This window comes from Azotobacter vinelandii CA (genome assembly GCF_000380335.1).
Taxonomy (GTDB): Bacteria; Pseudomonadota; Gammaproteobacteria; order Pseudomonadales; family Pseudomonadaceae; genus Azotobacter; species Azotobacter vinelandii.
Window position 1 is genome coordinate 4238177 of record NC_021149.1, and the last position, 19757, is coordinate 4257933.

General features: G+C 67.1%; 18 protein-coding genes, 1 tRNA gene and 1 pseudogene. 3 read left to right on the forward strand and 17 right to left on the reverse strand.

Going from position 1 to position 19757, the window contains the following annotated elements; genetic code table 11:
* Nucleotides 1-60: 60 nt before the first annotated feature.
* The 15 genes from AVCA_RS19120 to AVCA_RS26530 all read right to left on the reverse strand — a co-directional run bounded on the left by AVCA_RS19120 (nt 61) and on the right by AVCA_RS26530 (nt 13678).
* A complete protein-coding gene (locus AVCA_RS19120; RefSeq protein ID WP_012702705.1) occupies nt 61-1062 on the reverse strand; it encodes a CDP-6-deoxy-delta-3,4-glucoseen reductase in 1002 nt (333 codons plus the stop codon).
* 66 nt (nt 1063-1128) lie between these two features.
* The gene (mhpT, locus tag AVCA_RS19125; RefSeq protein WP_012702706.1) at nt 1129-2352 is read right to left on the reverse strand and encodes a 3-(3-hydroxy-phenyl)propionate transporter MhpT; all 1224 of its coding nucleotides are present in this window, start codon (nt 2350-2352) and stop codon (nt 1129-1131) included.
* Nucleotides 2353-2424: 72 nt separating this feature from the next.
* Entirely contained in the window at nt 2425-3447 is a 1023-nt protein-coding gene (dmpG, locus tag AVCA_RS19130) for a 4-hydroxy-2-oxovalerate aldolase (protein ID WP_012702707.1), read from the reverse strand.
* A 10-nt stretch (nt 3448-3457) separates the two neighbouring features.
* The gene (locus AVCA_RS19135) at nt 3458-4396 is read right to left on the reverse strand and encodes an acetaldehyde dehydrogenase (acetylating) (RefSeq protein WP_012702708.1); all 939 of its coding nucleotides are present in this window, start codon (nt 4394-4396) and stop codon (nt 3458-3460) included.
* Nucleotides 4393-6252, reverse strand: a complete 1860-nt coding sequence (locus AVCA_RS19140; protein WP_012702709.1) for a feruloyl-CoA synthase — start codon at nt 6250-6252, stop codon at nt 4393-4395. Before AVCA_RS19140 ends, AVCA_RS19135 begins: the two co-directional genes overlap by 4 nt.
* 107 nt (nt 6253-6359) lie before the next feature.
* Complete coding sequence (locus AVCA_RS19145; RefSeq protein WP_012702710.1) at nt 6360-7145, reverse strand: 2-keto-4-pentenoate hydratase; 786 nt, start codon at nt 7143-7145, stop codon at nt 6360-6362.
* Between the two features lie 35 nt (nt 7146-7180).
* On the reverse strand, nt 7181-8158 hold the full coding sequence (locus AVCA_RS19150) for an NAD(P)H-dependent flavin oxidoreductase (RefSeq protein WP_012702711.1): 978 nt from the start codon (nt 8156-8158) through the stop codon (nt 7181-7183).
* Between the two features lie 62 nt (nt 8159-8220).
* Nucleotides 8221-9033 carry a 3-(cis-5,6-dihydroxycyclohexa-1,3-dien-1-yl)propanoate dehydrogenase gene (gene hcaB / locus AVCA_RS19155; RefSeq protein WP_012702712.1) on the reverse strand — a complete coding sequence of 271 codons (813 nt, stop codon included), beginning with the start codon at nt 9031-9033 and terminating at the stop codon, nt 8221-8223.
* Between the two features lie 14 nt (nt 9034-9047).
* The gene (locus AVCA_RS19160; protein WP_012702713.1) at nt 9048-9569 is read right to left on the reverse strand and encodes a 3-phenylpropionate/cinnamic acid dioxygenase subunit beta; all 522 of its coding nucleotides are present in this window, start codon (nt 9567-9569) and stop codon (nt 9048-9050) included.
* A gap of 12 nt (nt 9570-9581) precedes the next feature.
* Nucleotides 9582-10928: an SRPBCC family protein gene (locus AVCA_RS19165; protein WP_012702714.1), complete on the reverse strand. Its 1347-nt coding sequence runs from the start codon at nt 10926-10928 to the stop codon at nt 9582-9584.
* Nucleotides 10929-10967: 39 nt separating this feature from the next.
* On the reverse strand, nt 10968-11336 hold the full coding sequence (locus AVCA_RS19170) for a non-heme iron oxygenase ferredoxin subunit (RefSeq protein WP_012702715.1): 369 nt from the start codon (nt 11334-11336) through the stop codon (nt 10968-10970).
* Nucleotides 11336-12190, reverse strand: coding sequence for a DODA-type extradiol aromatic ring-opening family dioxygenase (locus AVCA_RS19175; protein WP_012702716.1), 855 nt, complete (start codon nt 12188-12190; stop codon nt 11336-11338). Before AVCA_RS19175 ends, AVCA_RS19170 begins: the two co-directional genes overlap by 1 nt.
* Before the next feature lie 3 nt (nt 12191-12193).
* Complete coding sequence (locus AVCA_RS19180; protein ID WP_012702717.1) at nt 12194-12490, reverse strand: extradiol ring-cleavage dioxygenase; 297 nt, start codon at nt 12488-12490, stop codon at nt 12194-12196.
* Nucleotides 12491-12498: 8 nt separating this feature from the next.
* Nucleotides 12499-13314: an alpha/beta fold hydrolase gene (locus AVCA_RS19185; protein ID WP_012702718.1), complete on the reverse strand. Its 816-nt coding sequence runs from the start codon at nt 13312-13314 to the stop codon at nt 12499-12501.
* 67 nt (nt 13315-13381) lie between these two features.
* Nucleotides 13382-13678 carry a hypothetical protein gene (locus AVCA_RS26530; RefSeq protein WP_175556035.1) on the reverse strand — a complete coding sequence of 99 codons (297 nt, stop codon included), beginning with the start codon at nt 13676-13678 and terminating at the stop codon, nt 13382-13384.
* A gap of 386 nt (nt 13679-14064) precedes the next feature.
* Between AVCA_RS26530 and AVCA_RS19190 the strand changes: the two genes are divergently transcribed.
* The gene (locus AVCA_RS19190) at nt 14065-14661 is read left to right on the forward strand and encodes a TetR/AcrR family transcriptional regulator (protein WP_012702721.1); all 597 of its coding nucleotides are present in this window, start codon (nt 14065-14067) and stop codon (nt 14659-14661) included.
* 117 nt (nt 14662-14778) lie between these two features.
* Nucleotides 14779-14855 (forward strand) — tRNA-Met (locus tag AVCA_RS19195).
* A gap of 328 nt (nt 14856-15183) precedes the next feature.
* Here the strand turns inward: AVCA_RS19195 and AVCA_RS26195 are convergent.
* Nucleotides 15184-16315: pseudogene (locus AVCA_RS26195) on the reverse strand (IS630 family transposase).
* 339 nt (nt 16316-16654) lie between these two features.
* Here AVCA_RS26195 and AVCA_RS19210 point away from each other — a divergent pair.
* A complete protein-coding gene (locus AVCA_RS19210) occupies nt 16655-16972 on the forward strand; it encodes a hypothetical protein (protein WP_012702722.1) in 318 nt (105 codons plus the stop codon).
* 175 nt (nt 16973-17147) lie between these two features.
* Here the strand turns inward: AVCA_RS19210 and AVCA_RS19215 are convergent, their stop codons facing one another.
* Nucleotides 17148-19724, reverse strand: coding sequence for a M10 family metallopeptidase C-terminal domain-containing protein (locus AVCA_RS19215; RefSeq protein ID WP_012702723.1), 2577 nt, complete (start codon nt 19722-19724; stop codon nt 17148-17150).
* Nucleotides 19725-19757 lie beyond the last annotated feature (33 nt).

The following is a 19757-nucleotide window of genomic DNA, read 5'->3' on the forward strand; positions in this document are numbered from 1 at the left end:
AGCCGCGCGGCTGCATGCCTTAATCATCGGCCCCGCCGGTGTCGCGGGGCATTTCCCTCCTCAGACGAAGGCGTCCGCATGGAAGCGGCTTTCCGCCAGGCCGAGCCGCTCGATCAACGCGCGGCGGGCCGAGTCGATCATCGCCGGCGAGCCGCAGGCGTAGACTTCGAAGTCGCGCAGGTCGGCGAAGTCCTTGAGCACCTGCTGCTGCACGTGGCCGGTCGCGCCCTGCCAGTCGCAATCCCCGGTGGGCCTGGAGAGCACCGGCGTGTAGCGGAGCCAGGGCAGTTCGGCCTCCAGGGCCAGCAGTTCGTCGTGGCGGTAGAGATCCTCGCGCCGGCGCCCGCCCCAGTAGAGGTAGACCGGACGCCGGCTGCCCTGCTCGCGCAATTGCTCCAGCAGCGCCTTGATCGGCGCGAAGCCGGTGCCGGTGGCGAGGAAGATCAGCGGCCCGCTGCCTTCGCGCAGGAAGAAGGAACCGAACGGCCCCTCCAGGCGCAGCATCGCCTTGGGCTTCAGCGCCTCGAAGACATGCGTGCTGAACACGCCGCCCGGCACCCGGCGGACATGCCACTCCAGATGGTTGTCCTCGGCGGCGCGGGTGGCCATCGAGTAGCTGCGCCGGCTGCCGTCCTTGAGCAGGACCTGGACGAACTGGCCGGGGTAGTAGTTGAAGGTCGTGCCCGGCGGCAGCATCAGGCGAACGATGGCCACGTCGTCGGAAATCTTGTCGATGCCGGCCACCCGCGCCGCCAGTTGCTGGATCGAGATGCCGCGCAGCTCAGTCACTTCCGGCGCCTCGATGACCAGATCGGACGCCGCCGTGGCGCGGCAGAACAGCGCCAGGCCAGCGGCCCGCTCCGCCTCGCTCAGCACTTCGAGCGAAGTCTCGCCGTGCTCGACGCGGCCCTCGACCACCCTGCCCTTGCAACTGCCGCAGGTGCCTTCGCGGCAACTGTGCTTGAGCATCAGGCCCTCGGCCAGCGCGCCGTCGAGAATGCTCTGCCCGGCTTCCAGGTTGAACGCCTGGCCCGAGGGTTGGATATCGACCCGAATAGTCATGGCTACCTCTGCATGCGTGAAGAAAACGGGAGAGCCGGCGGGCCGGAACGGCCCGCCGCGCAGGGCTCAGGCGGCGCGGCGCCGGACGAGCAGGAAGGACACCGCCGCCGCGGCGACCAGGATGCCGGGGGCGGCGCCGAGGATCACGCCGGTGGCGCCGTAGCCCATCGCCAGCATCTGCCCGGCCACCAGCGGGCCGCTCATGGCGCCGAGGCGGCCGACCGCCACCGCGCTGCCGACCCCGGTGGCGCGGATGCCGGTGGGATAGAACTGCGGCGCCAGGGCGTAAAGCACCAGTTGCCCGCCGACCACGAAGAAGCCCGCGACGAAACCGGCGACCAGCATGCTCGGGAAGCGGCTGGACAGGCCCAGCCCGGCGAGGGCGGCGAGGATGCCGGCGTAGGTCAGCGCGATCAGCGCCAACGGGCGCCAGCGGTCGAGCAGCGAGCCCAGCGCCAGCGAGCCGAGGGTGCCGCCGATCTGCAGCGCGAACAGCACCTGGCCGGCCTGCGCGGCGCTGAAGCCCTGGCCGACCAGCAGCGAGGGCAGCCAGTTGACCAGCATGTAGACGACCAGCAGGGTGAAGAAGTAGGCGATCCAGAGCAGCAGGGTCGGCACTGCGGCGCTGTCGCGGAACAAGCCCTGCCAGATCGTCGGCCGCGCCACTGCCGCGCCCTGCTGCTCGCGGAAGGCCGCCGACTCGGGCAGGCACAGGGCGAGCAGCGGCGCGACCAGCAGCGGCGCCACGCCGCCGACGTAGAACACCGCCTTCCAGCCGCTGGCGAAACCGGCCATGCCGACCAGCGCCGCCAGTGCCGCGCCCAGCGGCACGCCGCAGTACATCAGGCTGACCGCGGTGCCGCGCAGGCGCGGACCGGCCGCCTCCGAGGACAGCGCGATCAGGTTGGGCAGCGCGGCGCCGAGGCCGACCCCGGTCATGAAGCGCGCCACCAGCAGACTGTAGAGATCCCAGGCGTAGGCGGTGGCGATGGAGAACAGACCGAACAGCGCCACCGCGCCGATCAGCACCCACTTGCGGCCGATGCGGTCGGCCAGCCAGCCGCCGCCGAAGGCGCCGGGCAGCAGGCCGAGGATGCCGGCGCTGAACACCGCGCCGAGGGTCGAGGCGTCCAGGCCGAATTCGGCCTTCATGCCGGCGGCGGCGATGCCGGCGGCCTGCAGGTCCATGCCTTCGAGCAGGGCGACGACGAAGCACAGGCCGATGGTCGTCCAGGTGCGCGGGGTCTCCCCCACCAGCGCCGCGACGCGTTGCGAGCCATAGGTTTCCATGGGTGTACGTACCTCTGATGATTGTTGTTGTCGGTACTGCGTTGAACGGCCGCCCTCCGGCGGCCGGGGCGATCAGGAACGCTCGAGCAGATCCAGCGCCACGTCGACGATCATGTCTTCCTGGCCGCCGACCATCCGCCGCCGGCCCAGCTCGACCAGGATGTCCACGGTGCTCAGGCCATACTTCTCGGCCGCCACCTCGGCATGGCGCAGGAAGCTCGAATAGACCCCGGCATAGCCCAGCGCCAGCGTCTCGCGGTCGACCCGTACCGGGCGGTCCTGCAACGGCCGGACGATCTCGTCGGCGGCGTCCATCAGGGTGTACAGGTCGGTGCCGTGGTTCCAGCCCAGCCGTTCGGCCGCGGCGACGAACACCTCCAGCGGCGCGTTGCCAGCGCCGGCGCCCATGCCGGCCAGGCTGGCGTCGATGCGGTCGCAGCCCTCTTCCACCGCGACGATGGAGTTGGCCACCCCGAGGCTGAGGTTGTGGTGGGCGTGGATGCCGGTCTGGGTCGAAGGCTCCAGCAGGTCCTTGACCGCGCGGAAGCGCTCGCGCACGTCCTGCATGCTCAAGGCCCCGCCGGAGTCGACCACGTAGATGCAGGTGGCGCCGTAGCTTTCCATCTTCTTCGCCTCGACGGCGAGGTTCTGCGGCGTGGTCATGTGGCTCATCATCAGGAAGCCCACGGTGTCCATGCCCAGCTCGCGCGCGTAGGCGATGTGCTGCCTGGACACGTCCGCCTCGGTGCAGTGGGTGGCCACCCGGACGATGCGCGCGCCGGCCTCGTAGGCTTCCTTGAGGTGGTGCACGGTGCCGATGCCGGGCAGCAGCAGGGTGGCGATCCTGGCATGAGTCACCACCTCGGCCACCGCCTCGATCCATTCCAGATCGGTGTGGGCGCCGAAGCCGTAGTTGAAGCTCGAACCCTGCAGGCCGTCGCCGTGGGCGACCTCGATGGAGTCGACTTTCGCCTGGTCCAGCGCGCGGGCGATGGCCTGCACGTTCTTGATCGAGTACTGGTGGCGGATCGCGTGGCTGCCGTCGCGCAGGGTCACGTCGGAGATGTACAGCTTCTTGCCGGGGTTGAAGGTCATGGCGGCGTCCTCAGGCGTTCAGCATGGATTGCGCCATGCGCTCGGCGGTGGCCAGCGCGGCGGAGGTCATGATGTCCAGGTTGCCGGCGTAGGCCGGCAGGTAATGGGCGGCGCCCTCGACCTCGAGGAACACCGAGGTCTTCAGGCCGGACAGGCGGCCGAGGCCGGGGATGTTCAGCGGCGCGGCGTCGGGGATCTCGTCGAACTGCACCCGCTGCTTGAGGCGATAGCCCGGCACGTAGCCCTGTACCGCCTGGGCCATTTCCGCGAGGGAGGCCTCGACCCGCGCCCGGTCGGCCGGCGCGGAGAGCACGTAGACGGTGTCGCGCATGATCAGCGGCGGCTCGGCCGGGTTGAGGACGATGATCGCCTTGCCCTTGCGCGCCCCGCCGATCGCCTCGATGGCCTTCGAGGTGGTTTCGGTGAACTCGTCGATGTTGGCGCGGGTGCCGGGGCCGGCCGACCGGCTGGCGATCGAGGCGACGATCTCGGCGTAGTGGACCCTGGCCACCCGCGACACCGCGGCGACCATGGGGATGGTCGCCTGGCCGCCGCAGGTGACCATGTTGACGTTGGTTTCGTGGAGGTTCTGCTCCAGATTCACCACCGGCACGCAGTAGGGGCCGATGGCCGCCGGGGTCAGGTCGATCAGCCGCAGGCCGGGCTTGAGCGCGCGCAGGAAGGCCTCGTTTCGCACATGGGCGCCGGCCGAAGTGGCGTCGAAGACGAAGTCGATCTCGCCGAACCCCGGCAGGCGGGCCAGGCCCTCGACGCCCTCGGCGGTGGTGGCCACGCCGAGGCGCGCGGCGCGGGCCAGGCCGTCGGAATTCGGGTCGATGCCGACCAGGGCGCCCATTTCCAGGTGCTGGCCGTGGCGCAGGATCTTGATCATCAGGTCGGTGCCGATGTTGCCGGAGCCGACGATGGCGACTTTGAGTTTCTTGGTCATACGGTTTCTCCATAGGCTTCGGCGAGCAGGATGACGGCCGGGTCGAGGGACTCGGCATACAGCCGCTTGACCACATCGGCGCGCAGGCTCAATGCCGTGCGCTGGTTGATGTAGCCCTTGTCGGTGATCTCGCCGGCCTCCAGGCTGGGGGGCGAATCGAGCACGAGCAGGCGAACGGCGTGCTGGGACGACGCCGGGCACTCCTTGGCCAGCGCCTGCAGCCCGGCGCACAGCGCCAGACGAACCTCCGGCTGCTGGGCGAGTTCGTCGACCGTCATGCGCTTACCCGCCTCGCCCGCCAATTCGCGCAGGGCCGGAGTCGGATATATCAGCGCGCCGATCACGTCCTGATCATGTCCACAGATGACGCAATCCGAGGCATAAGGCGCCAGAGCACTGACCAGCTTCGGGCGCAGGACGCCGACCGAGACCCAGGTGCCGGTGGTCAGCTTGAAGTCCTCGGTCACGCGACCGTCGAAAAGGATGCCTTTTTCCGGGTGATCGGGGTCCACCAGGCGACCGGCATCGCCGATCTTGTAAAAGCCCTCGTCATCGAAGGCTTCGGCCGTCTTTGACAGATTGTTGAGGTAGTGGCTGAACACCGAGGGGCCACGCACACGCATCTCCTGCTTGTCGCCGGAGGGCACGAACTTGATCTCGATGCCTGGCACCGGCAGGCCGATATTGCCGGGCCTGTCGATCGGGTAGTGCACATTGGTCAGCACCGGCGAGGTTTCGGTGGCGCCCCATTCGCTGCTGAAGAACAGCGGCTCCTTGCGCACCCGGCCCGCGCAGGCCATCAGCCGCTCCCAGGTGCTCGACGGCAGCGCGGCGGCGGCATAGAAAAGCAGCTCCAGCCGGCCGAACAATGCCCTGGCCAGGGCCTCGTCGCGCTCCAGATAAGGCAGCAGCGCTTCGTAGCCGCGGGGTACGTTGAAAAACAGCGTGGGTTTGACCGCCTTGATGTTCTCCACGGTACGTTCGATCTGCCCGGGTATCGGGCGGCCGTCGTCGATGTAGAGGGTGCCGCCGTTACGCAGCACCAGATTGAAGTTGTGGTTGGCGCCGAAGGTGTGGCTCCACGGCAGCCAGTCCAGCACCACCACCTCGCAGGTTTCGAGGAACGGCCAGCACTGGGCGATGGCCTGCTGGTTGGCGCACAGCATGCGATGGGTGTTGACCACCGCCTTGGGCTCGCCGGTGGAGCCGGAGGTCATCAGGTAGCGCGCCGGGGTGTCGCCGGTAACCCGGCCGAAGGCTTCCATCACGGCCGGACTCTCGTCCTTGTAGAGCATTGGCAACGGCAGGGCGCTTTCGATCTCCTGGGCGTTGCGCGCGGCCACCACCAGGCAGTTCGGCTTCACCAGTTCGACGGCCCGGTAATAGGCGTCGCCGTCGCTGACGAAAATCACCGCGGGTTCCAGCACTTCGATGATGGCCTTGAGCTTGCTGCAACCGCCGGCGGTGTTGCGCGAATAGGCCACCGAGACGGTGGCCACCGGAATGCCCACGTGCAGGGCGGCGAGGCTGAGCAAGGCCTGGTCGATATCCACGTCGGACAGCATCAGCACCGGCCGGCCGGCGGGGATATCCAGCTCCAGCAGGCCCTGGGCCAGGCAACCGACGCGCTTGCGCACCTCGCGGTAGCTCAGGCCAGACCAGCCACCGTTGCGCCGTTCGGCGAGAAAGGTCCGCTCGGGAGCCTCCCGTGCCCAGCGCTCCAGCCACTCGCCGGTGCAGCGCGCGTAGGCTTGCAATGGCTGAGCCGAACGCAGGACGAACTCACCTTTTTCGCGGGATTCCAGAAGAACATCGGCCGGAGCCAGTTTCTCGGAGACATGCACGAGATCGTTCATGGGGTGTGCCTCAAGAGTCGGCGGCCAGGGCCGCCGCTTCGTATGTTGTTTTTGTCGCAGCACTATCTGTCGGGGCCGATCCTTCGGCCTTCACACGCAAGGAGAAGTCAGGCGAAACGGCAGCTCACCTCGCCCAGCCGGGTCAGGCGCAGGCGCAGGCCGTCGCCGGCGGCCACCGGCACCATCGGCCCGAGGGCGCCGGAGAGCAGCACGTCGCCGGCCTGGAGCGGGCGACCGACCTCGGCCATGGTCCGCGCCAGCCACAGGCAGGCCTCCAGCGGGTTGCCCAGGCAGGCGGCGCCGACACCGATGGCGGCCTGGGCGCCGTTCTTCTCCAAGAGCATGCCCTCCAGGGCGAGGTCGAGCCCGCTCAGCTTGGTCGGCGTCCTGCCCAGCACGTAGAGCGCCGAGGAGGCGTTGTCGGCCACGGTGTCGACCAGGGTGATCTTCCAGTCCTCAATCGCCGAGTCGACGATCTCCAGCGCCGGCAGGACGAACTCCACGGCGTTGACCAGTTCGCCCAGGGTGGTATCGACGGCGGGCAGGTCGCGGCCGAGGACGAAGGCGATCTCCCCTTCGGCCTTGGGCTGGATCAGCCGGCCGGTGTCGATGGCCTCGCCGTCGCGGCGCTCCATGTCGGCGAACAGCATGCCGAAGTCGGGCCGGTCGACGCCCAGTTGCTGCTGCACGGCCAGCGAGGTCAGGCCGATCTTGCGGCCGACCGGGCGGCGCCCCTGGGCCAGGGCGGCCCGGGTGTTCAGCTCCTGGATGGCATAGGCGTCGGCCAGGGTCTGGATGCCGAAGCGCTCGGAAATCCGGCAGCAGGGCCGGCCGGTCTTGCGCGCTTCGGCCAGGACCGCGGCGGCGGCCTGGAGACGGGATTCGTGGGTCACCGGGAATTCCTTCGGTTGGGTGGATGGGGAAGCGTTCAGAACGCCCGTTCGCGGCTCGCGCGGTAGCCTTGCTCCAACTCCTCGACCAGTTCGGCGACGCTATAGACGCGCTCGATCTGGCCGACGCCCTGGCCGGCCGACCAGACATGCTTCCAGGCCTTGTTGGCGCTGGCGATGTCGCCGGAAAAGTCGATGGCGGCCCGGCTCTCGGCGGCCGGATCGATGCCGGCGCGCTCCAGCGACGGCTTCATCCAGTTGGCCAGCACGCCGCTGACCGCCCTGGTGGCGACCAGGTCGTCCATCGAGCAGTCGATCAGCATCTGCCGGTAGGCGTCCTCGACCAGGCTTTCCTCGGCGGCGATCAGGCGGGTGCCGACCACCACGAAGTCGCAGCCGAGAACCCGCGCGGCATGGATGTCGCGGCCGCTGGACACCGCGCCGGCCAGGCCCAACGGGCCTTTCCAGAACCGGCGCACCTCGGCGACGAAGGCGAAGGGGTTGTAGCTGCCGGTATGCCCGCCGGCGCCGTTGCAGACCAGGATCAGGCCGTCGACGCCGGCCTCGGCGGCCTTGCGGGCCATCACCGGGCTGATCACGTCGGCCAGCACCGCGCCGCCGTAGGCGTGTACCTCGTCGAGCACCCGTTTCGGGCTGCCCAGCGCGGTGGAGACCACCGGCGGGCGGTAGCGGCGCACCAGTTCCAGCTCGCCGGCGAAGCGGTCGTAGCTGGAGTGGACGATCATGTTGAGCATCCAGGGGGCGACCGGTCCGCCGGTCTGGCGCACCTCGGCCAACTCGCCGGCGATCTGGCCCAGCCACTGGTCGAGTTGCTCCAGAGTGCGGGCGTTGGGTGCCGGCAGGCTGCCGAGGATGCCGGCGCGGCAGCAGGCGGTGAGCAGTTGCGGGCCAGAGACGAGGAACATGGGGGCGGCGAGTACCGGAACCCGCAGTCCCTCGAACAGTTTCAGGACTTGTCGTTGCTGCACGCTCGGGCAGTCGGTGCTGGCGTTCATCTGGGGGGTGCCTCTCGTTTCTTGTCGTTGTCGGGCGGTGCTGTCGGGCGGTTCGGGCGGCGTCAGCTCCTGGCGTGGGCGCGCGGCCCGGCGCTGCGGATTTCCCAGCCGCCGTCGCTGTGGATGATGGTGGCGGTGGTCAGCCCGGAATCGCGGCGCGAAGCGAGCAGCACGTAATGGCCGGCATGGTCCTCCGGCTCGGCGATGCGCCCGAGCGGCACCGCCTGCGCCGCGCCCTGTTCGAAGCCGGGAATCCGGTTGAGCGGCACGCTGCGCGCGTTCAGCCCCTCCAGGCTTTTCATCGGCGTGTTGGTCGCCCCCGGCGCCACGCCGTTGACACGGATGTCCGGGGCCAGTTCGTAGGCCAGTTGGCGGATCATGCCGACCAGCGCATGCTTGGCGGTGACGTAGAGAATCCCGCCGCCGCCGGCGTAGAAGGCGCTGTTCGACAGGGTGAAGATCATGCTGCCGCGGGTCTCGCGCAGCGCGTCGATGCAGCAGCGCGCGCCGAGCAGGTAGCCCTGCACGTTGACCGCGAACAGGCGCTGGAAGGCCGTCTCCAGCTCCTCCGGGGCGATCCGCTCGAGGCGGGTGAAGTAGTCGAACACCGCCGCGTTGCCGACGAAGGTGTCGAGCCTGCCGAAGGCCGCCAGGGCGGTGTCGACCGCCCGGCGGTTGTCGTCGAGGCTGGTCACGTCGCCCCGCACGGTGACCACCGCCGCGCCCAGTTCGTCCCGGAGCCGCTGCAGTTGCTCGGGATCGCGGGCCATCACCGCGACCCGCGCGCCCTCCTCCACATAGCGCCTGACGATGGCCGAACCGATGCCGCCGGTACCGCCGGTCACCAATGCCACTTGTCCATCGAGCCAGCCCATGTCGTTCTCCTTGCTCAGAGGAAGGTGTTGATGTTCTTGCAGGGCAAGGTGGCGTTGGGGATCAGGATGCGCCTGCTCAGCAGCTTCAGCCCGTCGCCCTCGCGGCACAGCACGTCCTCGCGCCGCCCGGCGATCTGGTACTGCTCGTCCAGCCCGCGGCTGCGCACGTTGACGAAGCAGGAAAAGGCCCGGTACTCGCCCGGATTCTCCCCGGCGTACACCTCGATATTGCTGATCAGGTGCACGTTGCGCGTCGGCGGGTCCTCCGCCCAGGCCGACGGCTGCTTGAAGCGCGCCACCCGGCGCTGCAGTTCGCGGTAGCCGTCGTCGAAGAGGGCCATGTGTTCGGCGTTGAAGCCCCCCCGCGCGTCCTCGCGGCGGCGGTTCTCGATCCCCGGCATCCAGTAGTGGATGCGCTCGGAGACCATCAGCAGCCAGTCGTCCCAGCGGTCTTCGTCCAGCAGCCGCGCCTCGCGCAGCAGGAAGGCCTGTACGGCGCGTTCTTCTTCCAGGGTCACCAGTTCCAGCGTGTTCATCGGCCGTCCTCCTCAGTCCAGCTTGCCGTTGCGGTCGGGTACTTCCGCCCAGGTGCGTGCCTGCAGCAGGTCTTTCCAGCGTTGGTAGTAGGCGCGGGCGTTGGCTTCGTTCAACTGGCCCCTGAACACGTTGCCCGGCAGTTCGGTATCGCTCAGGCGGCTGTTCATGCCCAGGCCGACGTACAGGTCCTGGTAGCGGGTGACCTTGCCGCGGCTGGTCTTGGTGCAGTATTCCCAGTTCTCGCCGTCGTCCATCTCGAACACCCCGGTCGGCGAGAAGGTCATCATCGCCCCGCGCCGCCACTTCTCCTTCACCTCCGCGGGGGCGTTCCTGTTGACGATCACCCAGGTGTACAGCTCGATCTTGTTGGGGCCGCGCGGCTGCCAGACGCGCACGGTGTTCTGCCCCGGCAGGAACGAGAAGTTGGGGAACACCGTGAAGGACGACACCGCGCCCAGCATCCGCGCGCGGAACTCGCCCAGGCGCTCGGCGGCCTTCGGGCTGTGCAGGTGCAGGTACTTGTTGATCGCGCTCTCGCCGAGCACCGCGGCGTTGCCCACCAGGTCGCGGGCGAATTCGTAGCCGTGGCCGTTCCAGTTCACCTGGTAGGACTCGGGCAGTTCGCTGACCTTGGTCACCGAGCCGCCGAGCATCGCCTGGGCGGCGGAGTCGTGGGTCCAGCCGGCGTGCAGGATGTCGCCGACGAAGTTTTCCGCGGCGATCTTCCAGTTGCATTCGTAGGTGGAGCGGATGCAGCCGCCGATGAATTCGGTGCCGCCCTCATCGTTGTCGAGGATCACGTCCAGGTACCAGGTCATCGGCCCCAGGTAGTCGGCGAGGCTCGGCGCGTCCGCCGCGAAGGTGGCGAACACCAGGCCCTTGTAGCTGTCCACCCGCGCCTCGCGCAGGCCTTGCCGCGACTTGTCGAAGCCGCTCTGCTCGTAGACCCCCGACTCGTGCATGCCGCGCAGCGCGCCGTCGGGGCCGAAGGCCCAGCCGTGGTAGTTGCAGATGAAACCGCGGGCGTTGCCGGCCTCGGCGAAGCAGACCTTGTTGCCGCGGTGCGGGCAGGCGTTGATCAGGACCTTGATCGAGCGGTCCTTCTGGCGCACGACCAGTACCTCGTCCTCACCCAGGGTGGTGGCGACGTAGTCGCCGGGCTCGGGGATCTGCGACTCGTGGGCGACGAACAGCCAGCAGCGGGCGAAGATCTTCTCCAGCTCCTGTTCGTAGATCTCGCTGTCCCAGAAGATCTTGCCGGCCATGCGGCCTTCCTGCATGTCGCAGATGCGATCGAGGTCGGCCAGCGGCGGCGTGGATTCGATGGCTTTGAGTGTTGTTGTCGGTTTGTCCATCATGACGGTTCTCGCAGGGTGGTTCGGTGGATTCGAAGGCGCTCAGACCGGACTGCCGGCGCCGGCCGGGTCGGCGTCGGCCAGGGCCTCTTCGGCCTCGGCGGCAACGTCGGCATACACCTCCCGGTCGGTGACGATGACCCGGTAGGTACGCAGGTGGCGCTCGCAAGGGAAGGTGACCGCCCGGCCGGTGGGCACGTGGAACTGGCCCCAGTGCACCGGGCAGGTGATCAGGTCGTCGTCGAGGTCGCCCTCGGCCAGCGAGGCGGTGGCATGGGTGCACAGGTCGGCGGTGGCGTAGTAGCGCCCGTCCAGGTTGTACACGCAGATGTCGCCCACCTCGGCGTTGGGGACCTTCTTCAGCGAACCGGGCGCCAGTTCGTCGCGCTGGCAGAGGAGGACCTTGTTCATCACGCCACGCTCTCTTCGGGATGCAGTTGCAGGAAGCCCAGCCCGGTGACCCAGGCCGGCACGGCCTCGTAGGCGATGGTTTCGCCGCGAGCGTTCGGCACCGCGGCCATGGCGCAGGCGAAGTTGCGGATTTCCATGGCGCCGTTGCCGCCGCGCTCGAGGATCTCCTCGTTGCGGTAGGCGCACAGCGCCGCCAGGTCGCCGCGCTCGCCGATGTCGAGCACCTCGCGGTCGAAGTCCTCGTTGACCCGGCCCGTCTCGGCGGTGCCGACCCAATGGCTGATGCCGCCGCTGCCGATGATCGCGACGCGCTCGTCGGCATCGAAGGCCTCGACGGCCGCGCGGATCTGCCGGCCGAGGTCGGCGGCGCGCTCGAAGCTGATGAAGGGATCGACGCCGCAGGCCAGGTACACCGGGATGCTCGGCAGGCGGCGGCCCATGAGTTGCTCGGCCGGGCGCACCACCAGTTGGTGGGGAATCGAGAAGGCGTGGTCGACGGTGAAGCTGCGCGCCACGCTCCAGTCGATGCCTTGCGCCTCGCCGTGGGCGACGATGTGATTGGCCAGAGCCTCGTGATTGATCACCACCTCGCGGTTCAGGCCCGGCAGGCGGTCGATCGGCCCGTCCACGTCGCCGGTGCCGATCAGGTAGCGCGGCAGGCAATGGGTGCCGAAGAGAATGTAGTGGTCGCAACCGACGACGATCACCGAGGTGGGCTCCAGCTCGGCCAGGCGCCGGGCGCAGTCCTGGTAGGCGCCCCACACCTTGTCGCGCTGCGCCTGCGGCGGCGCCTCGGGGGCGACGAACATCACCGGGTCATGCGGCATCCAGAAGCCGCCAACGATCTTGCCCATGTCTCACCCCTTCAATGCGGCGGAAAAGCCCGCGTATTCGTTGTCGGTCGCGCCCAGGCGCTCCTTGTAGAGGCGCATGTCGCGGCTCGGCGACAGCTCCTGCCAGAAGCCCATGGTCAGCATCGGGCTCACGCCCAGCCGTTGCAGGGCGGCGACATCGAAGTCGACGACCATGTCCACCTCCTCGGGCGAGAGGGCGAAGCGGCCGAGAAACTTGCGCGGCTCCTCGCGGAAGCGCTCTTTGGCGGCGCGCTCGACAGACAACTGCCAAAGCACCCTTTCCAGTACGTTGCGGCTCATGGGTCGGTTCACTCCGAAAGGAAATCGCGCACCAGCGCGGCGAAACGGCGGGGTTGTTCGGCCTGCACCCAGTGGCCGCAGCGGCCGAACAGGTGCAGGTCGGCGTCGGGCACCGCATTGGCGATCAGCAGGCCGCACTCGGGCGGCACCACGCGGTCCTCGCGGCCGTGCACCACCAAGGTCGGCGCGGCGATCTTGGCCAGCGCGGCGGCGGGAAAACCCTTGACCAGGGTGTCGCCCTCGGCGGCCGGCTGCGGGATCAGCCTGCGCAGGGCATCCTGCGCGCCCGGCCGGGCGCTGGCTTCAAAGCGGCTCTTGACCAGTTCGGGGGTGATCAGCGCCTTGTCGTAGGGGAACAACTGCATGAGCCTTTCCATGTTCTCCAGCGACGGCTCGTACTCCCAGGCGCCGCGCAGCCCGGCGGTCTGCACGAACTCGCCGGCCGGGGTGCCGAGCAGTACCAGCCGGTTCACCCGCTCCGGCGCGAACAGCGCCAGGCCGATGGCCAGCGCGCCACCGAAGGAATTGCCGACAAAGGAAGCTTTCGGGATGTCCAGCGCATCCAGGATGCCGACCAGATGGCTGACCCACAGCTTGATGTCGTACTTGGCGTCCTCCTTGAACTCGGTGAATCCGAAGCCGGCGATGTCCGGAACGATCACCCGCCAGCGGTCGGCGAACACCGGCATGCTCTTCGCCCAGTTGGTCCAGCCGGAAACGCCGGGACCCGAGCCGTGCAGCAGGAACAGCGCATCGCCCTGCCCCGCCTCGTGGTAGTTGGTCTGGTGCCCCGCTGCGAGCAGGGTCTTGCCTATGCCTTCCATAACCGTCTCCGCGTCATTAAAGTACAGATACGTATGTGTATTTTTATATCGAGAGAACCGGCCTGCGTCAATATGTCTCACCAGGATTCAATCCGGCTCTCTGACGAACGCGACTGCACATGCGAAAGGCCGGAACCGCTTCCGATAACATACAGTAATGCATTGATATTCTTGCAGGGCGAGGTGCGTTGGGGATCGGGATGCACCTGCCCGGCAGCTTCAGCCCGTCGCCCTCCCGGCACAGCACGTCCTCGCGCCGCCCTGCGGCGATCCGGTACCGCTCGGCCAGCCCGCGGCCGTTCACGTCGAGATCGGCCAGCGGCAACGGGGATTCGATCGCGCAGAGGTTGGTGGTTGTTTTCATTGTTCCTCCTCTTTCTGGATGGACCTGACAGGACCTGTCCCGTCCCGCCTCCGGGCATGCACGAAATACATATATGTATCCATGAAAAGCCTGAGCTACCGCACGGAACAGGTCACCAAGGCCAATAACCAAGTCATGAGTGTCTGGCGCATGCTGGTCAAGCCAGCATCAACATACACTACTGTATTCAAAAAACAAGACCACTGCGAAGCGTAGTCCAGACCATGGCCGGCAGGACGGTTCCGGAGGTCGGCGATGGAAAACGAACGTGATCGGGCGGATAAAAGCGGCGAAAAACCGTCCCTATTCCAGCCATCCGGCCCATGAGTTAGGCTTGTACGCCACGTTACAAAGCCCCGACTCCGCCCATACGAAGAAAGACGACCATGTCCGCACGCCACCCCCTCACCCGCGAAGATTGGATCCGTGCATCCCAGCGCATGCTGGTCAAGGGCGGCATCGACTCGGTCCGGGTCGACACCCTGGCGAAGGAGCTGGACATCACCCGTGGCAGCTTCTACTACCACTTCAAGAGTCGCGGCGAACTGCTCGAAAGCATCCTCAGCGACTGGCGTGCCCGGGCGACCGAGAGCGTCATCCAGCAGTTGCGCAACACCCGCAACAGCCCGCGGGAGCAGCTCCAGCGACTGCTCGAACTGCCCCTGCACGGCAACACCGCGCGCGAAGCGGCCTCCACCGAGATCGGCATCCGCGGCTGGGCGCGCCGCGACCCGCAGGCGCGCCAAGCCATCGACGAGGTCGACAGTCACCGCCTGAGCTACATCGAAGGCCTGCTGATACAGCTCGGCTGCAACGAAACCGAAGCCCGCGACCGTGCCTGGCTGATCTATGCCTACCAGCAGAGCCTGTCCCAGGTGCAGGCCGGAGCCGACCCCGAGGAAAAGGCGCAACGCAGCGCCAGGCTCCTGGACATCCTGCTACCCCCTCCCCGGCCGGAACAGGAAAAGGACGGAACCGCCTGACCCGTCCCCACCGTCCGGATCGCCTCCCCTGTCGTCGCCAAGGTTCGGATTTTCCTGATTTTTTTATCGAAGGACGGTTGACACCCGAATCGATGACGACAATAATGCGCGCCACTTGGCTACATAGCTCAGTCGGTTAGAGCGCAGCATTCATAATGCTGATGTCCCAGGTTCAAGTCCCGGTGTAGCCACCATCTATTAGTTTCCACATGTTCCCACATGCACCGGAAACACCCCAAGAAGCCCGCCTCGTGCGGGCTTTCTTGTTTCTGCATGCCTCCACATGTTCCCGTATGGCGTTGCTCGCCGTGTATCCCTTCCGGCCAGAATCGATCATCCATGGAGGCGCATGTAAGCCAGTACCTACAAAAGATCGAGAGCTTTGCCAATTTGCCCGAGGCGGGCACCCGAGTAGATTGGCTCCCATACCGACATCGAAGGATCGATGAAGGCTGCTAGGGACCGAAGCCAAGGGAACCGTCGCAAGGAATGCGGCATCATCAGGACGATGACCCTAGTATCTCAACACACTTCAATCTGCGGATATAGGCTGCGTAGCTTGACCCTCGCATCCTGGGTGGTGAACTGCCAGTTGATCTTGGCATCGAGCTGGTTGCGGCATTGCTGCCATGCGGCGACCTCCTTGCGCATCCGCTCGAGGGAGTCGATGCGCCTGTCCAGGCACTGGCCGGCGAGTACGTTGATCTCGATTTCGGCCATGTTCAGCCAACTGCCATGCTTGGGGGTGTAGACGAACTCGAAGCGATCTCTCAGGGCCTTGGCCTGCTCGGGCATAAAGGTCTCGTACAACGAGGCGGCACTGTGGGTGTTGAGGTTGTCCATCACCAGCGTGATGCGCTCGGCCCCGGACCAGGCTTGGGCGATGTCCTGCAGGAACAGCGCCCAGTCCTGCCTTTTCTTGTACTCGGTGACCTTGGCGATGCGCCGCCCGGCCAGCGGCTCACAGGCTACGAAGACGTTGCAGGTGCCAGCGCGCTCGTACTCGTATCGCGCCCGGGATGCCCCGGTACCGCCTCGAGGGGCTCGCGCACCTGGCGGATCAGTTGCCGCGGCGTTTCGTCCATGCAGACCACCGGATGGCCTTCGTCATAGGGTCGACTGTAGACATCCAGCACCTGCTCCATGGCCGCCACGAATTCCCCGCTGGCCTTCGGCGGGATCACCCAGCCAACCTTGCGCCACGGCTTGAGTTCGTTTTTTTTAGGGCACGTCGCACCGTCTCCGACGACAGCGAGTCTACATATTCCAACTCCACCGCACGCTCGGCCAGCAGTTTGAGCGTCCAGCGCGCATGACCTTCGGGAGCAGGTCCGCAGCTCAGGGCGATCAGGCGTGCCTCGAGTTCGCCGTCGATCTTGCGGGCGTATTCGCGCCGGGGTTTCTTTCTCACCAGCACCGACTCCAGACCTTCCTGCACGCAACGCCGCTTGAGGTTGTCGATCTTGCGTTGGCTCACGCCCAGCATCTGGGCGATCTGTGCACTGGTCTTGCGCGGCCCCTGGTCTTGCGAGCGGTCGCAGGCCAGCAGGATCAGGGCGTTGATGACTTGGCTTGCCGCGGTCCTGCCTTTGCTTGTCAGCTCTTGCAACCGCGCTCTTTCTTGAGGACTGAGGATGATTCTGTAATGTTCCATGCCGACATTATGCATGACGCAGATTTAGCTGTGTCATAACACTAGGGATGAGGTGAGACGACAGAAGCGGCGAGGCTGATCCCTCGCCGTTTTTGTTCGTTCATTTCCTGAAAGGTCGACACTCCGGCTTTTGCCCCCCATAAAGATCCGCGTCAAGCCTCTTGGAGGCGGCACGTGCGACTGCCCCCAAAAGGGCCGTCGACCGGGCGGCCCTCGTGGCTATCGCTGTGCTCGTCGCCCTCGACTCCGTAACCGGGGCTGTCGTGGACAATTCCTTGACATCCTTCGTGGTAGGGTCGGCCAGACCATACGAAGCGGTGCTACCGAGGAGCCGAATTGATGACCGGAACACGCGAGCAACAGGCCATCGAGTATTTCAACGTCGTGCAGCGGCTGGCCGGCAACCGGCCTTTCATCCGGCACCTGGCGTCCACGTTGCCGAGTGACCGCCCGGTTCAGCGGCAATTGGCGGAAATGCCGCTCGCGGCGATGTTGCGGTTGTATTGCGATTGGGTAGAACGCTCCTACGGCGAGGGCGGCAGGGGCGTCGAAAAAGCGGACATGCGCTCGGAACCGGGCGCATCCGCCAAGAGGTTCACGCCTTCCCGGCTGCTGGCAGCTCTACGACATGGAAACTTTTCGACATTGTGGCCGTGACCGCCGGTTCGCCGCGAAGCTGACATGCCCTCACCCTGTCGCCGGTTTCGCGATGCTCCACCGCCGCCCATCCCGAGCCGGTGGAACGCAGGCGATCGCCGAGGCATTCGGCTTCGCATTCAAACGAGGGTATCGCAGGGGCATCATCCACCGTCGACGACGCCCCTGCGCTTTCTCAAGCGGCCTGCTCGCCCTGCGGGATGCCGATGACCTGAAGCGGATCGGCCACCGCCGCGAACAGGAAAGCGTCGGCGGAAAGCCCGTCGCCATGGTCGCCCTCCAGGGCGATCTCGAAACGCCTGCCTTCGGCATCCGCCTCGAAGCTCTTGAGGTAGGTGCGGTCGCCGCTCGCCTGCACGGCCAGGGTACCGTCGCGGCCGTCGCCCAGGCCGGTGAAGCCCAGCGTCGACAGGTCGATGCGATCCTCATCGGCATCGAAGTCGAGGATCAGGTCGACGGAGCCTTCGCTGGCGGTGCGGTGGCTGTCCTCGCGGGCCGAGAAGCGGAACAGGTCGGCGCCCGCTCCGCCGATCAGGGTGTCGCGCCCGGCACCACCGTCGAGGATATCGCCGCCGGCGCCGCCATTCAGGTAGTCGTCGCCGGCCCCGCCCGTGAGAACCTCCGCCACCGCGCCGCCGATCAGGGTGTCGTCGGCCGCGCTGCCTTCGAGAGCCACGGCGGCGAAGAACAGGTTGCCGCTATCGAGCCGCCCGGCGAGGTCGCCGTCCAGGGCGACCTCGAAGCGCCTGCCTTCGGCATCCGTCTCGAAGCTCTTGAGGTAGGTGCGCGTGCCGGCATCGTTCAGCCGCACCGCCAGGGTGCCGTCGCGGCCGTCGCCCAGGCCGCTGAAGCCGAGGCCGGAAAGGTCGATACGGTCCTGGTCGGGGTCGAAGTCGAGGATCAGGTCGGCGAAGTTCTCGCTGGCGGTGCGGTAGCTGTCCTCGCGGCCGGAGAAGCGGAATACGTCGGCGCCGCTGCCACCGCTCAGCCGGTCGCGCCCGGCGCCGCCGTCGAGCAGGTCGTCGCCGCCGGCGCCGTACAGGCGGTCGTCTCCGCCCTCGCCGGCGAGGATTTCCGCCGCCGCGCTGCCGATCCGGGTGTCGTCGGCCGCGCTGCCTTCGAGGGTCTCGGCGGCGAAGAGCAGATTGCCGCTGTCGAGCAGATCGGCGAGATCGCCCTTCAGCGATACCTCGAAGCGCCGTCCTTCGGCATCCGCCTCGAGGCTCTTGAGATAGGTCAGGGTGCCGGCATCGTTCACCCGCACCGCCAAAGTGCCGTCACGGCCGTCGCCCAGGCCGATGAAGCCCAGCGCCGAGAGGTCGATACGATCCTGGCCGGGATCGAAGTCGGCGATCCGGTCGCTGGCGATTTCGCTGTCGGTGCGGTAGCTGTCCGCCCGGCTCGAAAAGCGGAACAGGTCGGCGCCCGCTCCGCCGCTCAGGATGTCGCGCCCGGCGCCGCCGTCGAGCAGGTCGTCGCCGCCCTTGCCGAGGATCGACTCGTTCGCGTCGCCACCGATCAGCAGGTCGTCGCCGTCGCTGCCTTCGAGAACCACGGTCTCCCCGACCGGCGCCCCGAAGGTCGTGTCGAGCGTGCCGTCGGCGTTCAGGCGAATCGCGCTGATATCGTATTTGCGACTATCGGGGTTGTAGCTGGAGCCCGTGACCAGGATCTTGCCATCGGCCTGCACAACCAGGCCCTGGCCCTCGTCGTAGCTGCCCGCGATATCGAACACGGCCCTGCCGGCACTGCCGAATCCGGTGTCGAGCGTGCCGTCGGCGTTCAGGCGGATCACCCCGAAGTCGTAATTACCGCTGCCGGGGTTGTAACCGAAGCCGGCCAGCAGGATCTTGCCATCCGCCTGAATAGCCAGGCTGCGGCCGCTGTCGGAACCGCCCGCGACATCGAACACGGCCTTGCCGCCGCTGCCGAAACCGCTGTCGAGGCTGCCATCGGCGTTCAGGCGGATCACCCCGAAGTCGTCGTCGATGCCGCCACCCAGCAGGATCTTGCCGTCGGACTGCACGACCATGGCATAGCCGTAATCGTCGCCACCGGCGCCGCCGTCGAAGACGAGCGTACCGGCATCGCCGAAGCCGCTATCGAGGCTGCCGTCGGCGTTCAGGCGCGCCACGCTGAAATCGTAATCGCCGCCGGCGGAGTTGAAGCCGAACCCAGCCAGCAGGATCTTACCGTCGGGCAGCACGCTCAGGCCATGGATGTAATCGGAGGAGCCGGCGATATCGAAGGCGACCTCGCCGCCGCTGCCGAAACCGCTGTCGAGCGTGCCGTCGGCGTTCAGGCGGATCACCCCGAAGTCGTAAGTAGCGCCGTCGCCCGGGCTGTAACTGGAACCGGCCAGCAGGATCTTGCCGTCGGCCTGCACAGCCAGCGCATAGCCGTAATCGTCGCCGCTGTCGAAGCTGAACCTGCCGTCGCCGCTGAAGCTGGTGTCGCGGGAGCCGTTGGCGTTCAGGCGGATCAGGCTGAAGTCGTGATTACCGGTACCGGGGTTGAAGCTGTATCCCCCCAGCAGGATCTTGCCGTCGGACTGCACGGCCAGGCTGCGGCCGTAATCGTAGTCGCCGGCGATGTCGAAGGTGGCCTTGCCGTCGCCGCTGAAGCCGGTGTCGAGGGTGCCGTCGGCGTTCAGCCGGACCACGCCGAAGTTCGATGAGCCCTGACCGCCGATCAGAATCCGGCCATCGGATTGCAGGGCCAGGTCATAGCCGTAATCGTGCCCCCCGACCATGTCTATGAGCAGCCTGCCCGTACTCGATGTCGA

Coding starts and splice junctions, on each gene's coding strand:
- AVCA_RS19120 (WP_012702705.1), bottom strand. CDS start 1,062: ATGACTATTCGGGTCGATATCCAACCCTCGGGCCAGGCGTTCAACCTG.
- AVCA_RS19180 (WP_012702717.1), bottom strand. CDS start 12,490: ATGAGCCGCAACGTACTGGAAAGGGTGCTTTGGCAGTTGTCTGTCGAG.
- hcaB (WP_012702712.1), bottom strand. CDS start 9,033: ATGGGCTGGCTCGATGGACAAGTGGCATTGGTGACCGGCGGTACCGGC.
- AVCA_RS19160 (WP_012702713.1), bottom strand. CDS start 9,569: ATGAACACGCTGGAACTGGTGACCCTGGAAGAAGAACGCGCCGTACAG.
- AVCA_RS19185 (WP_012702718.1), bottom strand. CDS start 13,314: ATGGAAGGCATAGGCAAGACCCTGCTCGCAGCGGGGCACCAGACCAAC.
- AVCA_RS19165 (WP_012702714.1), bottom strand. CDS start 10,928: ATGATGGACAAACCGACAACAACACTCAAAGCCATCGAATCCACGCCG.
- AVCA_RS19150 (WP_012702711.1), bottom strand. CDS start 8,158: ATGAACGCCAGCACCGACTGCCCGAGCGTGCAGCAACGACAAGTCCTG.
- AVCA_RS19135 (WP_012702708.1), bottom strand. CDS start 4,396: ATGACCAAGAAACTCAAAGTCGCCATCGTCGGCTCCGGCAACATCGGC.
- AVCA_RS26530 (WP_175556035.1), bottom strand. CDS start 13,678: ATGAAAACAACCACCAACCTCTGCGCGATCGAATCCCCGTTGCCGCTG.
- AVCA_RS19170 (WP_012702715.1), bottom strand. CDS start 11,336: ATGAACAAGGTCCTCCTCTGCCAGCGCGACGAACTGGCGCCCGGTTCG.
- AVCA_RS19215 (WP_012702723.1), bottom strand. CDS start 19,724: ATGGTCGGGGGGCACGATTACGGCTATGACCTGGCCCTGCAATCCGAT.
- AVCA_RS19210 (WP_012702722.1), top strand. CDS start 16,655: ATGACCGGAACACGCGAGCAACAGGCCATCGAGTATTTCAACGTCGTG.
- AVCA_RS19140 (WP_012702709.1), bottom strand. CDS start 6,252: ATGAACGATCTCGTGCATGTCTCCGAGAAACTGGCTCCGGCCGATGTT.
- AVCA_RS19175 (WP_012702716.1), bottom strand. CDS start 12,190: ATGGGCAAGATCGTTGGCGGCTTCTGGATGCCGCATGACCCGGTGATG.
- mhpT (WP_012702706.1), bottom strand. CDS start 2,352: ATGGAAACCTATGGCTCGCAACGCGTCGCGGCGCTGGTGGGGGAGACC.
- dmpG (WP_012702707.1), bottom strand. CDS start 3,447: ATGACCTTCAACCCCGGCAAGAAGCTGTACATCTCCGACGTGACCCTG.
- AVCA_RS19190 (WP_012702721.1), top strand. CDS start 14,065: ATGTCCGCACGCCACCCCCTCACCCGCGAAGATTGGATCCGTGCATCC.